The 16901-nt window shown below is 60.8% G+C and carries 9 protein-coding genes and 1 pseudogene; 7 read left to right on the forward strand and 3 right to left on the reverse strand.

The genetic code is table 11. From position 1 onward, the window contains the following. Position 1: 1 nt before the first annotated feature. The gene (locus BLW21_RS16555) at positions 2-2266 is read right to left on the reverse strand and encodes a heavy metal translocating P-type ATPase (protein ID WP_092742066.1); all 2265 of its coding nucleotides are present in this window, start codon (positions 2264-2266) and stop codon (positions 2-4) included. Positions 2267-2747: 481 nt separating this feature from the next. Here BLW21_RS16555 and BLW21_RS16560 point away from each other — a divergent pair, with 481 nt between their 5' ends. From BLW21_RS16560 to BLW21_RS16570, 3 genes are all read left to right on the forward strand, one after another. After that, on the forward strand, positions 2748-2957 hold the full coding sequence (locus BLW21_RS16560; RefSeq protein ID WP_092742068.1) for a heavy-metal-associated domain-containing protein: 210 nt from the start codon (positions 2748-2750) through the stop codon (positions 2955-2957). Between the two features lie 347 nt (positions 2958-3304). Continuing rightward, complete coding sequence (locus BLW21_RS16565) at positions 3305-3775, forward strand: DUF305 domain-containing protein (protein WP_092742070.1); 471 nt, start codon at positions 3305-3307, stop codon at positions 3773-3775. A gap of 140 nt (positions 3776-3915) precedes the next feature. After that, positions 3916-6345, forward strand: coding sequence for a multicopper oxidase domain-containing protein (locus tag BLW21_RS16570; protein ID WP_092742072.1), 2430 nt, complete (start codon positions 3916-3918; stop codon positions 6343-6345). 151 nt (positions 6346-6496) lie between these two features. On the opposite strand, the gene BLW21_RS16575 is transcribed toward BLW21_RS16570, so the two are convergent. Beyond that, positions 6497-6775: a hypothetical protein gene (locus tag BLW21_RS16575; protein ID WP_092742074.1), complete on the reverse strand. Its 279-nt coding sequence runs from the start codon at positions 6773-6775 to the stop codon at positions 6497-6499. A 322-nt stretch (positions 6776-7097) separates the two neighbouring features. Next, positions 7098-9695 carry an AsmA family protein gene (locus BLW21_RS16580; RefSeq protein WP_092742076.1) on the reverse strand — a complete coding sequence of 866 codons (2598 nt, stop codon included), beginning with the start codon at positions 9693-9695 and terminating at the stop codon, positions 7098-7100. Positions 9696-10221: 526 nt separating this feature from the next. Here BLW21_RS16580 and katG point away from each other — a divergent pair. The 4 genes and pseudogenes from katG to BLW21_RS16600 all read left to right on the forward strand — a co-directional run bounded on the left by katG (position 10222) and on the right by BLW21_RS16600 (position 16828). Further along, positions 10222-12528, forward strand: coding sequence for a catalase/peroxidase HPI (gene katG, locus BLW21_RS16585; RefSeq protein ID WP_245711933.1), 2307 nt, complete (start codon positions 10222-10224; stop codon positions 12526-12528). A 799-nt stretch (positions 12529-13327) separates the two neighbouring features. Continuing rightward, positions 13328-15898 carry a TonB-dependent receptor domain-containing protein gene (locus BLW21_RS16590; RefSeq protein WP_245711934.1) on the forward strand — a complete coding sequence of 857 codons (2571 nt, stop codon included), beginning with the start codon at positions 13328-13330 and terminating at the stop codon, positions 15896-15898. 198 nt (positions 15899-16096) lie between these two features. Beyond that, a pseudogene (locus tag BLW21_RS16595) lies at positions 16097-16386 on the forward strand (pyridoxamine 5'-phosphate oxidase family protein). Between the two features lie 82 nt (positions 16387-16468). Then, positions 16469-16828 (forward strand): hypothetical protein, encoded by a 360-nt coding sequence (locus BLW21_RS16600; RefSeq protein ID WP_092742080.1) that lies wholly within the window; start codon positions 16469-16471, stop codon positions 16826-16828. Positions 16829-16901 lie beyond the last annotated feature (73 nt).

Below are 16901 nucleotides of genomic sequence, written 5' to 3' on the forward strand. Positions count from 1 at the left end.
GCTAGTGGTTGTTGAAAGAGCGCAGGCGCAACGAATTAGTGAGCACCGAAACCGAACTGAGGGCCATGGCGGCGGCGGCCAGCATGGGCGAGAGCAGGATGCCGAAGAAGGGATAGAGCAGCCCGGCCGCCACGGGAATGCCCAGCGAGTTATAGACGAAGGCGAAAAACAGGTTCTGCTTGATGGTGCGGATGGTCTGACGGCTCAGCTCGATGGCCGTAACCACACCGTGCAGGTCGGAGCGCATGAGCGTAATGCCGGCCGCTTCCATTGCCACATCGGTACCCGAGCCAATAGCCAGGCCGATATCGGCCTGGGCCAGCGCGGGCGCATCGTTGATGCCGTCGCCGACCATGGCCACGATGCGGCCCTCGGCCTGCAACTCCTTCACCTTGCCGGCCTTATCGGCCGGCAACACCTCGGCAAAGTAGCGCGTGATGCCTACCTGCCCGGCCACTTGGGCGGCGGTCTGGGGGTTGTCGCCGGTCATCATCACCACCTCAATGCCCAGGGCCTGTAACTCTTTAATGGCGGCCACGGAGGTATCGCGCACCGTATCGGCCACGCCCAGCAGGGCTACGGCTTGCCCGGCCACGGCCACGTAGAGCACGGTTTTGGCCTGGCCCAGCAGCTCTTCGGCCTGCGCCGTTAGCTCGGGCGAAAGGTCGATGCCCGCGTCACTGAGCAGGCGGCGGTTGCCGATGAGTACGGCCTGGCCCTCGACGGTGGCGGCGGCGCCTTTGCCCTCCACGGCCCGGAAGCCGGTGGCGGTCAGGCTGCTGCTGCCCTGGGCGTCGGCGTGGCGCACTACGGCCTCGGCCAGCGGGTGCTCGCTCTGGCGCTCCAGGGCGGCTACCAGCTGCAGCAGGCGCGGGCCGTCCTGGCCGGGGGCCAGAAAGTCCGTCACGGCCGGCTCGCCCTTGGTAATGGTGCCGGTTTTATCCAGTAGCACAGTGTTTACCTGGTAGGCTTTTTCCAATGCTTCGGCGTTGCGAATCAATACCCCATGCTCGGCACCCTTGCCGGTACTGACCATAATGGCCGTGGGCGTGGCCAGCCCCAGCGCACAGGGGCAGGCAATGATGAGCACGGCCACGAAGTTGACCAGCGCCAGCGGTAGGCGCGTATCAGCCGGGGCCAGATCAAACCAGAGCACGAACGTGAGAATGGCAATAACCACCACCGTGGGCACGAAGATGGCGCTGACCTTGTCGGCCAGCCGCTGAATGGGGGCGCGGCTGCCCTGGGCGTCTTCCACCAGCTTCACAATCTGCGACAGCATGGTGTCGGCCCCCACTTTGGTTACTTCGAAGCGGAAGGAGCCGGTTTTGTTGAGCGTGGCCCCGAATACGGGGTCGCCGGTTTTTTTCTCCACGGGCAGGCTTTCGCCGGTGAGCATGGCTTCATCCACGGCCGACTGCCCGGCGGTGATGCGGCCGTCGGTGGCCACTTTTTCGCCGGGGCGCACCAGCACAATGTCGCCGAGCTGCACCTGCGCGATGGGCACATCCACTTCCTGGCCGTCGGGGCGCACCACGCGGGCTGTTTTGGCCTGCAAGCCAATCAGGCTGCGCATGGCGGCCGAGGTTTGGGTTTTGGCGCGCAGCTCCAGCACCTTGCCCAGCAGAATCAGGGCGATGATGGTGGCCGTGGTGTCGTAGTACACCTCCGGCATCAGGCCTCGGCTGGTGAAGAAATCCGGCACCACGGTAGCCGCCAGGCTGTAAAGAAACGCCGCGCCGGTGCCCACGGCAATGAGCGTGTCCATGTTGGCCGACCGGTGCTTGAAGCCATTCCAGGCCGACACGTAGAATTCCCGCCCGCTGTAAGCCAGCACGGGCAGCGTGAGCAGCAGTAGGGCGTAATTGAGCAGGGGCATATTCACCCGCGCCATCAGGGCCGGCCAGAGCATGAGCATACTCAGCGGCATAATAATGAGGGCCAGGCCCGCCGCCACCCAGAAGCGGCGCTTGAGCTTCTGGTAAGCCAGGGCCTTCTGGCGGTCGATTTCGTCGCTGCGCTCGGCGGCACTGGTATCGGGCGCGCGCTCCATTACGCTGTAGCCGGCATTCACCACGGCTTCCTTGAGGGTGGCGGGGCTGGCCTGGCCGGGCAGGTAGTGTACGGTGGCTTTCTCGGTGGCGAAATTGACCATGGCGCTCTGTACGCCCGGGGCCCGGCTCAGCGACTTTTCCACGGCCGACGCGCAGGAGGCGCAGGTCATGCCTTCGATGTCGAGGGTTTCAGTTTTGGTGGCGGGTTCCATGAGCAATAATGTTAAATGCAGGTTAGTAGCCTTGTTAGCCGTTTGGCCAGGAGTTACTACCACTCTTACAAAGAAACGGCTTACTGCAGCCGAAGTTGTTGCCGAATCCGGCCGCAGAGTTGCATAATTTGACACCCGCCCTGTGCGTCGAGCTCTGGCCACAATGGCCGCCCTCTTCCATCTGCCCGACGCTACTCGCTGCGTTCTTTGCCGGGCAGTTCCGGCGGCTCCTGCTGCGGGCTCCACCAGTTTACCAACAGCGGCTGCTTTCCACCGCTGCAGGAGCCGCCCGGAGCCCGGAGGCCCAAGTAGTGCCAGCTGCCGGGCAAACACCTTAAAACAGGATGGCAGGACATGAGGTGTCCGACACGGAAATTATGCAAGCCAGCAGCACAATACTACACTTTTTAGTAGCACCCAGTTGGGGCGTTGCTTGTTCTATTTACACGGGTCACTGTTGGTCCTCCTTGCTTTATTCGTCATGAAAACCCTGCAATTCAAAACTAACATCAACTGCGGCGGCTGCATCAAGGCCGTTACGCCCATGCTCAACCAGGAAGCCGGAGCCGGTAACTGGCAGGTAGATACTGCCAACCCCGACAAGATTCTCACCGTCAACTCTGCCCAGCTCACGGCCGGGCAGATAGTGCGAATCGTGGAAGAAGCCGGCTTCCGAATTCAGGCGGCTTAGCCTGCCCAACGCACCAGAAACGCCCGGCACTACCGGGCGTTTCTCGTTTACAGCCCGGGTCAGGTGCGTTGAAGCGGGCCCAAAATTATGCAACAGCCAGCGGAAATAATGACCAATCCATGCCTCGACAGAGCCGTTAAATAGATGTATCCCCTCGTTCGCTCGTATGAATACCACCCGTCAGAATTTACTGTTGTGGTGGGGCTTACCGTTACCTGAGCCTGCCTGCTCAGCCAGTTTCTTGGCTACACCCTGACCCTGGAGCATGGCCACGCCGCGGAGCATGCTGTTAAGCAGGGCGCCGCTTTCATTTTTTGCCTCTTTTTCCCCCTAATCTACTTCCCTTTATGGAGCACAAAAACCCCTACTCCCGCTTTTTTCTGATGATGGCCGTCTCCCTGGTCGCCATGTATGTGGTCATGTACCTGAACGTGTACGAGTTGGACCACGTCTACTTCAGCATGACCCGCCTGTACATGGCCCTGCTGATGCTGGTGCCGATGACCCTGATTATGATGGGCTTCATGTGGAGCATGTACCCCGACAAGCGCCGGAATGCCCTGATTATGGGCGGCAGTCTGGTGGTGTTTGTGGTGGTTACCGTTATGGTGCGCTCCCAAACCTTTATCGGCGACACTCTGTGGATGAAAGCCATGATTCCGCACCATTCCATTGCCATCATGGTCAGCAAGCGCGCGGATATCCAAGACCCCGAAGTTCGCCAGTTGGCTGATGATATTATCGAGGCGCAGGAGCGCGAAATCAAGCAGATGCAGCAGATGCTGGCGCGGCTGAAACAGGAGCGGGCGGCACAGTAACCAGCCGCCTTGCTGTACGACAACTGGTTCGTCGGGCCCGGCAACCTGGTGAGCGGCTTACCGTGGTGCGCAACCACGTTGCCGGGCCGCCATCGGCTCAGTACACAGCGCGCTTTCCTGCTAATCCTACCACTTTCAAAATGACTTCTACTTTACGTAAAATACTGGCGTTAATAGGTCTGTGGCTCCTGGTTGGCCAGCCGGCCCGGGCCCAGACCGATACGACCGTGTACAACCTCACTATTCGGCAGGGGCCGGTGAGCAAGGCGGGCAAAACCGTGGTGGGCATGACTGTAAACGGCGGTATTCCCGGCCCCAGCATCCGCTTTAAGGAGGGCGGTTACGCCGTGATTTACGTGAAGAATGAGATGGACGTGGAAACGTCGGTGCACTGGCACGGGCTGCTGCTGCCCAACTTCTACGACGGTGTGCCCTACCTGACTACGCCCCCCATCAGGCCGGGCCAGACGCAGAAATACGCGTTTCCGCTCAAGCAATCGGGCACCTATTGGTACCACTCGCACACCATGCTGCAGGAGCAGAGCGGCGTGTATGGCGCCATTGTTATCGAGCCCCAAAAGGAGCGCCTGCCCTACGATAAGGACCTGGTGCTGGTGCTCTCGGACTGGACCAACCAGAAGCCTGAAAACGTGCTGCGCTTCCTCAAGCGGGGCACCGAGTGGTACAACATCCGCAAGGGTACGGCCACGCCACTCAACCGCGTGGTGGCCCGCGGGGCCTTCGGGGCGCAGCTCAACTTCTGGAAGCAGCGCATGGAAGGCTTCGATATTGCCGATATCTACTACGACGCTTTCCTGGTGAACGGGCAGGCGGTGCAGCGCTACCCCGATTTCAAGGCCGGCGAGCGGGTCCGGCTGCGCATCATCAACGGCTCGGCTTCCTCCCAGTTCTGGATGACGTTCGGGGGGGAGAATCCGCTGCTGGTGGCCGCCGACGGCCAGGACGTAGTGCCGGTGAAGCACAACAAAACCTTTATTGCGGTAGCCGAAACCTACGATTTCCTGGTGACCGTGCCGGCCAACGGGCAGCTGGAATTCCGGGCCATGGCCCAGGACGGCTCCGGCACCACCTCGGCCTACCTGGGCACGGGCCCGGTACTGGCCGCCCCGGTGCTGCCCCGGCCCGACAAAATCGGGCTCATGCAGCAAATGGCCAGAATGGACATGCGCATGGGCGCCCCCGCCCTTAAGTTCCGCCCCAACCACGTCGATCCTCAGCAGATGAAAGCCAACTGGGGTATGCCGATGGAGAAGCAGGGAAAAGACGGCAAAATGAGCGGTAGGCAGATGGGGGCCAGCAACACGATGGACGGCACAAAGATGAACGGCCAGCCCGCGCAGCCCAAGCCCGATATGGCCGGTATGCAGTTGAAGGATACCAAGAGGGTGGAGGGGATGAAAATGCCCGCCGATACGGCCCACGCCGGGCACAGAACGCCCATGAACGGCATGCAGATGGCCGACGGTAAGTCGATGGCTGGCATGGACACGGGCGGCATGGATATGTTTTCGGAGTACGGTTACGATTACCTGCGCGCTCCGCAGAAAACGGCCTACGCCGACAGTCTGCCCGTGCGCGAAATCCTGCTCAACCTCACCGGCAACATGCAGCGCTACATCTGGAGCATGAACGGCGTGCCGTTGTCGTCGGCCGATAAAATCCCGATTCGCAGCAACCAGGTTACGCGCATCACCTACAACAACCTGACGATGATGCACCACCCCATGCACCTGCACGGGCATTTCTTTCGCGTCATCAACGAAAACGGCGCGTACTCCCCCCTCAAGCACACCGTGAACGTGCCGCCCATGCAGCAGGTCACGATTGAGGTACTGGGCAACGAGTACGGCGACTGGTTTCTGCACTGCCACATCCTGTACCACATGATGGGCGGTATGGCCCGCATTGTGAGCTACGACACCCCGCGCGACCCACGCCTGAAAGGCTATCCGGTGAGCAATCTGCTGGCCGAAACCAACCGCTACTACACCTGGGGCCGGCTCGGCGTGGCCTCGCATATGAGCAGCCTGAACCTGGTATCGTCCGACATCCGCAACCAGTTCAACCTGAGCGTGGAGTACGGCTGGAACCGCAACATGGAAACCGAGGCCACCTACGAGCGTTACCTCTACGACTACCTGCGCGTGTTTGGGGGCGTGAACGTGGAGAACACGCGCCGCCGGGCCGCACCGGCGCCCAACGAGCAGGGCCCCGGCAGAATGAGGACCGAAACCTCTACTACGGCCGTTGCCGGCCTGCGCTTCCTCACGCCCTACCTGTTCAACCTCGACGCCCGCATAGATAATAAGCTGCGCCCCCGCCTGAGCCTGGGCCGCCAGGTCATGATTTTCCCGCGCCTGCTGGCGTTTGGCTACTATGAGTACCAAGCTGATTTTGGCTGGGTAAACAAGCTGGAAAACAACCGCAGCTTTACCAGGGAAGTGGTTTGGAACACTGGGCTGGAGTATATGCTCTCCCGCAACTTCTCGCTTATGGGCAGCTACGACAACCGCTTCGGCGGTGGCGGCGGCCTGTCGGTGCGTTTTTAGCGGTACTCCAAGTTGGTTTTTTTGTCGCTGATATTTGGTGTCCGAGGTGGATTTTCAGTAAAAACAGCGGCCTGCCCAATAGCTTTTTCGCTATCAGGCAGGCCGCTGTTTTTACTGAAAACCTGCTGCTTATATGGCAGGCCCAGCGGAATTAATTATGGTCACCGGCATTGGAGCCGATGATACCGGGCTCATTCACACCCCGGATAAAGCCCTGGCTGTCGCGCGGCACCATGGCTTCGTCTACGTTTTGCTGCTGCTCCTCCGTCATGTACTCGTTGGTAACGGAGCTGGTATCATCGTTGTTTTTTGCGGCAACGGCCGCTTCGGCCTGGGCGTGGTGCAGCGTGAAAAGCGGGTCACCTTCCTTTGGCACGGCTATTTTATTGGGCTCGTTGTTCTGCTTGTCTTTATTGGGAGTATCGCTCATAAGTATCAGCAGGCCGACCGGGATGTAAACGGCCACCTGCCATACTTTACTACGGCATGAGGGGAGTGCAGGTTAGGAACCGATGCTAAAGCCGGCGCATAAAGTGCGACCAGGAAACTGCCTTAAGCAAGCGCGCGGGGCTTTTGGGTACTTGCGGCAAGCAGACGTGCCGCCCGCCGTTGGCTGCAGTTAGCGCCCGGTTGAGGCGTTCGAACGGCCGGTGGGTGCGCACCGGATAGGTCATGCCAAGTTGAAAGTCAGGCAGTTGACGAGGCGGTTAAACTTCCCTGGCAATAAAACGAAAAGCACGTACCGCAGCAGGCTATTGGGGGAGCGGGGCTTCGTCTTGACTCTCGCTGAGCTTTTGCGCCAGTTTCTGGGGAACACCCACATTGTTGAACAGGCCGCTCACCATGCCCTGGCGCCATAGCGTGAACACAGAAAAGCGCGGCTCGCGGGTAGAGCTCATGTCGCCGGTCTGGAGCTTTCCCCGTTTCCGGGGGTTCTGGTCGCGCACAACCACAAAGTTCGCCAGCTTGGATTTAACGCGGGTGAGCAGCGACTTTTCAATTTCAGCTTCTTCTTTATCAAACCTGAGCAGCGTCATCTGCAGGCCCGAGTATTCGGTCCAGGTCGTGCCGCCCACGCGTTGGCGGTCCGCGTGCAGGTCGAAACGCAGGCGGCGCACGTTGCCGCGCTTGAACTTGACCAGCCGGGTGGGCACCGTCATGGCATTGAGCATGGCGAACGGGCCGGGGCCAAACGCGCCCCATACCCGATGGCGGCCCAGGGGGTCGAGCAGGTACATGGAAACCTGCGCGTCGAGCCGGCAGCGGTTTTGGAGGTAAGTCGTGGCTTTGCCGGTGAGCGGGGTGGCGGCAGTCTGGCGCCTGGGGTCGTTGCTCAGGTTGTAAAAGCGGCCATCGAAGCGGTTGATGCTCATCGTTCCGATGATGGGCGTGAGCGGGCTGCGGTAGCTCGAATACAGGTTGCCATTCCTGATGTCCAGCTGCCGGACATCAACGAGCACGGGCAGTTTGCGCATCTCTTCGGGCGAAATCTTCGAGTAGTTTGGGTTGATCGGCCCGCGGCCGTCCGAGGCGATGCGCACAACCGGGCTCTGCAGCGTGATGCGGGCGATGCGGAAATCGGTGCGGCGCACCAGGGCGCTAAAGTCGAGGCCGCTGGCTGTTAGCGAGCGGAGCTTGATGGAAATAGCCGGTGCCTGATAGCCTTTGTGCCGGTTCATGCCCACCGGAGAGTAAGCAGGCGTGAGCGACAGGCCGGTGAAAACCAGGGTCCGGGCATCGGTATCGAGGCGCATGTTTTGGCTGGCGGCCCGGTAGTAGGGCGGGTCGAAGGGCGCCGTGACCAAGCCGGAGTTGGCCCGCCACGATCTGGCGTAGGCAATTCGGGCGGGCGTTTGGGCGGCCAGCGAGTCGATGCGGATCGAGGAGCCGATGAGGTTAAGACCGTAAATCTGTGGTGAATGGCGCAGGCCCCCAATCTGCAGGTCGGCGTTTTTCACTACCAACCGGTTCAGGTCGGAACGCCGCACCAACCCCGACAGCAGCTTCCAGACCGGCGGCGGCGGCTGGGTGGGCGGGGTAAAGTTGAGCTTGGTATCGCGAATGGTTACGGTGCCGGCCTGAAAACGCCGCTGGTGCTGCAGCGCCGCCGCATCGAGGCCGGCAATGGCCAGGCTGGGCATAGTCAGCCCGACGCGTACCGCGCCGCGCTTACCCTGCCCAGGTGCCGGCGGCCGAATCTGCACCGAACGCAGGGCCAACGTTCTGGCCTGCGTCGAGAGCCGTAAACTGGCCAGGCTCAGCGCATGAGCGGCCACGGTGGCCCGGCTCCGGCCCAGGGCCACGTCCCAGCTTTTGGCAAACAGTACCTGGCGGCCATCCGGGGCCGCGGCCGAATCGTACTGCAGGCGCGTACCGGCCAGCACTATTTCATTGATTTCCAACGCCTGCGCCTTTCCGGATATGCGCACAGCACCATTATCAACTTGCAGGTGCGCCAGATCCAGCCTGCGCAGGTAAGCCAGGGCGGGGGGCGGGGCAGTTGCGGATGCCTGATTCGGAAGCTGAGCCGTGAGCGTTGGGGTTTGCAGGCGCAACGAGTCGGCCCGGAAGTGGTGCCGGTGCCATACAGCCGCCGCATCGAAGCCAGTCAGGCGTACGCGTTGCAGCGCCAGCTCAACTTGCGCCTGGTCTGCCTGGCGCGGCCCCTGGGGCTGAATGTGAAGCGAGTCGAGTTGTAGCAGCTTACCGGTAGTTGCAAGGCGGGCGCCGGCCAGGGCCAAATGGTGGCCCATCGCCTGGGCTTGGGCCTGCTGCAAGTGCAGGCTCCAGGCGGCGGCGTAGCCAAGACGCTGGGTATCGGTGGCCCCGGCCGGGCTGACAAGCAGTTGGTGCGCGCTGAGGTCGGCCCGCTTAAAGCGGGCGGCCAGCTCCTTGCCAGGCAGGTAAGTACCCCGCGTATGCCGCAGCCCCAGATACTCAATCGCAAAGCCTTCGAGGCGGAGTGGCAACCGCTCGTGCAACGGTTTATTGGCGTTTCTGCCAGGCCTCTTCGCCAGCGCCAGCACCTCAATATGGGCCGATTGGACTACAATGCTGTCGATGGGCACCACGCCTTTGCGCAGCAGGGCCAGCAGCCCGATACCAGTGACGTTGAGCTGGGCTACGTCGACGCGCACGCGGGGCAGCGTGTCGGCCAGCGTGGCAGCGGGGCGCAGGCGCAGGCGAGTGAGCCGGACCGCACGCTGCCATAGGTTGGTGCGCAGCTCGCCCACCTGCAGCCGATACTGGCCGTGGGTTTGGGCCGTTACCTGCTGTTCCAGCTTTTTGTGCAGCCAGGGGTCGAGGTAATGCGGGGCCATGAACACCAATGCCACCAGCAGAGCCAGCATAGCCAGCAACAACCAGCGGCCCCAATGGCGGGACGGCGGCGCTGGCTTTCCCCGGGGAATGGCAGGGTTAGCGGAAGAACTGGCAGTTTCAAGTGTTTCGGGCACGGGAATATTCAGCAATGCTGGCATAACGGCAAAAGGACCAACCAAGGTTATGCGGCGCTTGTTTACGTGGCGGAAAACGCCCGGGCAGGCAGTGCGCAGCCTTCAACCCGATGCCAGACAGGTGGGAGGGCCAGTTGACTACTGATAGACGAGCGCATAAATAATGAACCAGTTGCCTGCTATCGGGTTAGTATACAACTCGGGCACTTTACAACAGTACACTGAAAGCCGCGCGCGCTATCCAGCCCTGGGGGAGTAGGGCAGGAGGCCTCTTGCGAGCAACTTCAATCTTATCCCGCACATACTGCGTACACGCACTCTTTCAGGGCGGCTATGTTTGCCGCACGACGGGTAAGTGCAAGCACCCGGCAGTTTATCCAAGTCCAAAAAATTCAGGCAAAACTACCCTACCATAGATCATATGAAAGACATGCACGACAAGGGCAACGACAAGACCAACACCGACACGTTCGAAATGACCGGCAAATGCCCCTTCGGTGGCGACCGGATTGGCGGTGCGGTAGGTACGCCGCCCGCTCTCTCCGATTGGTATCCCAACCGGCTGAAAGTGGAGCAGCTGCACCAAAACGGCCCGAGCGCTAATCCGCTGGGCGAAGATTTCAACTATGCCGAAGCGTTCAATGCCCTCGATCTGGAGGCGCTGAAGCAGGAAATCAAGACCTTTCTGACCACTTCGGTGGCGTGGTGGCCTTCCGACTACAACAACTATGGCCCGCAGATGATCCGGATGTCCTGGCACTCGGCCGGTACCTACCGCATTGCCGACGGCCGCGGGGGTGCCGGCGAGGCGCTGCAGCGCTTTGCCCCCATCGACAGCTGGTGGGACAACGGCAACACCGACAAGTCGCGCCGGCTCATCTGGCCCATCAAGCAGAAGTATGGCAGCTCCCTTTCCTGGGCCGACCTTATTGTGCTGACCGGCAACTGCGCCCTGGAAATTATGGGCTTCCCCACCTATGGTTTTGCCGGTGGCCGCCACGATGCCTGGGAAGTGGACAACAGCACGTACTGGGGGCCCGAGGTGGTGCACGACCTCCAGAAAGCGGACTCGCCCGATAGCATGGTGAACCGTGATAAGCGGTGGCGCGGCCAAAACGGTGATGCGGACTACGACCTCGAAAACCCGCTGGCGGCCTCACACCAGGCCCTTATTTATGTGAACCCCGAAGGCCCCTACGCCAACGGCGACCCGATGGGCTCGGCGCGCGACATTCGCGTGACCTTCACCCGCATGGCCATGAACAACGAGGAAACCGTGGCCCTGATTGCCGGCGGCCACGCCTTCGGTAAGAGCCACGGCATGGTGCCGGCAGCCGAAATTGGCATGCCGCCCGAAATTGCGCCCATGGAAGCTATGGGCTTTGGCTGGCACAACCCCAGAGGCAAAGGCAACGCCGAGGACACCATGACCAACGGCATTGAGGGCAGCTGGACACCCAACCCCACCCAGTGGGACAACGACTACCTGACCAACCTGTTCAAATTTGAATGGGAGCAGACCAAGAGCCCGGCCGGCGCGCTGCAATGGACCCCGACCGACCCGAACGCCCCCAAGACGCCCGACGCCCACATCGAAGGCCAGATGAACGCGCTGATGATGATGACCACCGATATTGCCCTGAAGGTAGACCCCGAATACCGCAAGGTCTGCGAGAAGTTTCTGGGTGATTTCGATGCCTTCACTCAGGCCTTTTCCAAGGCCTGGTACAAGCTAACCCACCGCGACATGGGCCCCCGGGAGCGGTACCTCGGCCCCGAGAAGGTAAATGAAAACGATTTGCTCTGGCAGGATCCCATCCCGCTGGCCGACTATAAAATGATTGACGCGGCCGATATCACGGCCCTCAAGGAGTCTATTATGGCAACCGACATGTCGGTTTCTGACTTGGTGTACACCGCCTTTTCGGCGGCCGTTACGCACCGCAGCAGCGACAAGCGCGGCGGCGCCAACGGGGGCCGCCTCGCGCTGGCCCCGCAGAAGGACTGGGCGATTAACCGCCGTACGGTGCCAGTGGTTGCCGCCCTGCGCTCGGTGATGGACAAATTCAACGACGAGCAAAAAGCAGACAAAAAGGTGTCGCTGGCCGACCTGATTGTGCTGGGCGGTTGCGCCGCGCTCGAAAAGGCCGCGGCTGATGCGGGCTTCACCACGGCCGTTCCGTTTACGCCGGGCCGCCGCGATACGACCCAGGAGCTGACCGACATTGAGATGTTTACGTGGTTGAAGCCGGTGGCCGATGGGTTCCGCAACTACCTCGACAAGGATTTCGACACTATTGCGCAAGGCGCGGCGCCGGAGGATCTGTTCCTCGATAAGGCGCAGCTTCTCTCGCTTACCGCCCCGGAATGGGTGGCGCTTATGGGGGGGCTGAAAGCCATGAATGCCAACCACGATGGCTCCGCGCACGGCATTTTCACCGACCGTGTGGGCGTGCTGACCAACGACTTTTTCACGGTGCTTACGAGCATGGACTTTGAGTGGAAGAAGACGGACGCGAAGGGCATGCGCTTCTCGCTCGACGACCGCACGACGGGCAAGCAGCGCTTTACGGCAACGCGTTCAGACCTGATCTTCGGCTCCAACAGCCAGCTACGAGCAGTTGCGGAGGTGTACGCCGGCAGCGACGGCCACAAGCGCTTTGTGAAAGCCTTTGTGAAGGTGTGGGACAAGGTGATGATGCTCGACCGGTACGATGTGAAAGTCTGAGGCCGCTGCAGCGGAGCTCTGCCGTGCCGGCAGACCACGCTGCGCCAGCCAGGCTATATCAGCCCCTATTACCCGGCCTGCCGCCGGGTAATAGGGGCTGATGCTTTCGGGGAAGCCGAAGTTCGGGCCATGTGCGACGAACTGATTGTCTGGGCCCACCTCAACCACCGGGCACTGGAAGCCTGGGGCGTGCAGAAACGGGTACCCAACGACATCTGACTCACGGAGGTAGCGGCCGATGCCCACCCCATGACCCAGGGCCGTAAGAAGTACCGGCGGCTGCTCCGGTGCTTTGCTCAGCAGCAGGTTTAGGTAGCTGCCTGATCAATGGCTCCAATAGGTATTTACAAGGCCCCGGCCGCGCTCTGAGCGGCTCAATAGAGTCTGAGTGCGTGGGGTGCTGTTCGTCCCAGACGCAAGTTGGTGTTGATAAATGCGTCGTTGGTATAATAATGTTTTCGCGCTAATTCAAAACAAGTAGGTTTGGATCATATGGCGAGTAAGGTTGAGTAAAATGCCTTCCTCCTTGCCTAAAGGCAGCTTTTTACTTCTTCCCGTCTGCGTTGCGCCTCCATCTCCTTTCGGTACCTGCTTTGGGCTGCTGAATCCATCTGCTCACTGCTTACCCTGATTATGGGCGCTCAACCTATTGCAGCAGGGCTTTAGCATCACTCGGTGGGACATAGCGCCAGGGCTGAACTCGGTAAAAAAGTAGTCCGAAACAACCCAGCAACAGCCTCCAATAGCTTCCTGCGCTCTTAGGAGCCGATGCCTTACGATGACCCTATATCCTACCACAGTGGCCACCATACTCGCGACGGCTTTGGGTAGTGCTACTTCCCTTGCTCACGGCCAGCAAGCGCCCGCCCGCACGACTGCTCTAACGGAGGCGCCGGCCTACCTGGCCGGCCGCCTAACCGGCACGGTGACTAATCGCGCTACCGGCCAGGCCGTGGCCTACGCCTCCGTCGCGGTTCTCACCGAAGCCGGTGCCCCCGGCACTGGCAGCACTTGCGGCGACGATGGGCAGTTTGTGCTGCCAGGCTTGGCACCGGGTACTTACACGCTCCGCGTTAGTTTTCTGGGTTACCAGGATTTGGTCCGGCCGGGACTGGTAATCCCTGCCGCCGGCGGCACCGTGGCGCTTGGCACACTCTCACTGGTACCCGCCCCACAAGCGCTGGGCGAAGTGGTAGTGACGGCCCGCCGACCCTTGATTGAAGAAAAAGTAGACCGCACCGTTTATAATGCGGAGCAAGACCAGACAACGCGCGGGGGCGATGCCACGGATGTTCTCCGGCGCGTCCCGTTGCTCAGCGTGGACCTCGATGGCAACGTGAGCGTGCGGGGCAGCCAGAATATCAAGGTGCTCATCAACAACAAGCCCTCCACTATTACCGCCAACAGCATTGCCGATGGCCTGCGCCAGATTCCAGCCGACCAGATTAAGGCGGTGGAAGTCATTACGTCGCCGTCGGCCAAGTATGACGCCGAGGGCTCGGGCGGTATCATTAACATCGTCACCAAAACGAACACGCTGCGCGGCGGCAGTTTGAGCCTGGACGGTAGTGGGGGGACCCGCTCGGGTACGTTGAATCTGAACGGGGGCTACCGCACGGGCAAGATGGGCTTCGCGCTGGGGGGCTTTGGCCGGGCGGGCTATAATACGCCGGGTAGCTTCACCAACGACCAGGTAACGACCAACCCGGTGACCGGTCGGCAAACCCGCACCACCCAAACGGCGGCTACGCGCCAGAACCAACTCTTTGGCCGCTACACCCTGGGCTGGGACTACGAGCTGAACCCGCGCCATTTCCTGGCGGCTTCGCTGGCCTACGGCACGCGCAATGCCACGACCTACCAGGACGCGCTGGCCACGGGTACCACGCCCCTGACAACCGGGAGTACCGCCACTTCCGAGCGTAACGTGAAAACGACGGACGAATCGGGCACGGTAGACGCCAGCCTCAGCTACACCCACACCTACGAACGGGCCCAACGTGAGCTGAGCGTCCTGGCCCTGTTTAGCCTCAACGACCGCACCTACAACTTCAACAACGACATCTACGCCGCCAGCGACGCCACCACCATCGGTAGTGCGGGCAACAATAACCCGAGTGCGAACCAGGAAGTAACCGTCCAGGCCGACTATCAAACCCCGACCGGCGAGAATCAACTGCTGGAAGTGGGCGTGAAAGAAATCAAGCGAACCGTGCGTAGCGACTACAGCTATTACGGCCAACTGGCCCGCACCCAGGCCGACAACTCTTTCCGCTATGACCAAAACGTGGCATCCTCCTACCTGGCCTACACCGTGGCGCTGGCCAAAAATTTCACCCTCAAACCGGGCCTGCGCTACGAGTATACCAGCATCACGGCCGATTACGGCAGCGGCCCGGTCGGCGACATTCCCAACTACGGCATCCTCGTGCCCAGTGGGAGTCTGCTCTACAAACTGGCCAATGGCAATGCGTTGCGCCTGGCTTATAACCGGCGCATTCAGCGCCCGTCGCTCCAGTTCCTGAATCCCAATCTGCAGGCCGCCAACCCGCTGATTCAGACCCAGGGCAACCCGCTGCTGCACCCCGAGTTCACCAATAACTACGAGCTGGGGTATAGCACCTTATTGAAGCAGGCCAACCTGAACTTCAGCGCGTTCGGGCGCACGACCAGCGGCTCCATTCAGTCGGTACGGACGCCGCTCGGGGACGTCAACTACCCCGGCGCGGTCCTGGTCAGCTACGCCAACATCGGGCAGGAAAGCGCCTACGGCGGCAGCGCGTTCGTCAGCCTCGATGTGGGGAGCAAGTTCAGCCTTAACGGCGGGGTAGATGCGTACTACGCCGTGCTGCGCAACCGAGTAACTGACCCCGCTTATAGCGCCCGCAACGCGGGCCTGGTAGTAGGCGGACGGCTGTATGGCAGTTATGCCCTGCCCAGGAACTGGGGACTACAGGTATTTGGCTTTTACCGGGGGCAGCAGCTGCAGCTGCAAGGGTCCCAAAATAACTTTGCGCTCTATAGCTTCAGCCTCAAGCATGAGTTCGCCCAGAAGAAAGGCAGCCTGGGCCTGGGAGCCGAGAACTTCTTTTCGCCCCGCAACACGCTTCGCAGTGAGATTACCAGCCCCTTGCTCACCCAACGCAGCACCAGCGTGCAGCACCTGACCAGCTTCAAAGTCTACTTCAGCTACCGTATCGGCAAGCTCACCGTGCAGCCCCGCTCTCACAAGGGCGTACAGAACAACGACCTGAAAACCGACGAGAACGGCGGCGGCAGCCAGGGTACTGGCACTACGCCCGATGCCACCCGGCCAGCTCCTGCCAAAGTACCGGCGGCTGTAGTTCCAGCGGCTAGTCCAGCCAAGTAGTTGGTTGTTCACGAGCGAAAAGCATGGCCGTATGTAGAGCCGCGTATTCGCGTCTCATCGTTGAACGAAATCGTGCAGGCGGTACGGCCAACAAGTCGCAAATATGCATCTCTACATTAGCCGGGTTGCACCGTTCACGAAACCGCTATAAGCGCCAATGATAGCCACAGGAACCAGCATATTCAGCGAGACCCTCGGGTGCAGCTCCTCTTTCAGGGTTCGGCGCACTCCGATTTTCTGAGCGTCGTGGGTACGGTTGCCATTTCCACCGACCGCGCCCGTATCAAAGAGCTCTGGCTCCCATCTTGAAAGCATGGTTCACGGAGGGGGAAGACGACCCGCGCATTACGGTAGTGGAGGTAACACCCCAGGACGGCTACTGCTGGAACAACAAGCATGGCAACGCCATTGCCTTCGTAAAAACGGCGTTTGGCGCGGCCATTGGCCAGACACTGGATGATTCTATTGAAGATACTCCGAGCGTATAGGCTGCTATTTTCAGGTGTGGTACCTTGCCAACGCCTGCCCAACATCCGTAGGTAGGCGTTTTGCCAAAAATCCGCCACTCAAATGATACTAGGTTTCGACCCCGCATTTGCGGCCCCGATTCAGGCCGGCACCAAGATTCACACCATCCGCCGGGGCTACCGCTGGCAGGCGGGTCAACTCATCAGCTTCTGCCTCAACGCGGACCAAGCCACCGGACAAACATTTCATCCCGACAATACGGTGAGCAGCATCCAGCACCTGCGCATCCTCCACGGCCAGCACCTGTTCATCGACGAGCGTCCCATCCTCGGGGCCGAGTTAGAGCAGCTGGCCCAGCACGACGGCTTTCCCAACTCGGAAGCGCTGCTGAACTGGTTTCACTACCACTACGGTCCGCTATTTGAAGGGCAGCTCATCCATTGGACGCCGGCCCGATACTAACGCCTACCTGCCCCCTAATACCGCCAGTCGTAATACGCCTACGCCAAGAACGCAGAGAGCCCGACCCCTCACA

It is taken from the genome of Hymenobacter psychrophilus (assembly GCF_900107135.1).
GTDB classification, from domain to species: Bacteria; Bacteroidota; Bacteroidia; order Cytophagales; family Hymenobacteraceae; genus Hymenobacter; species Hymenobacter psychrophilus.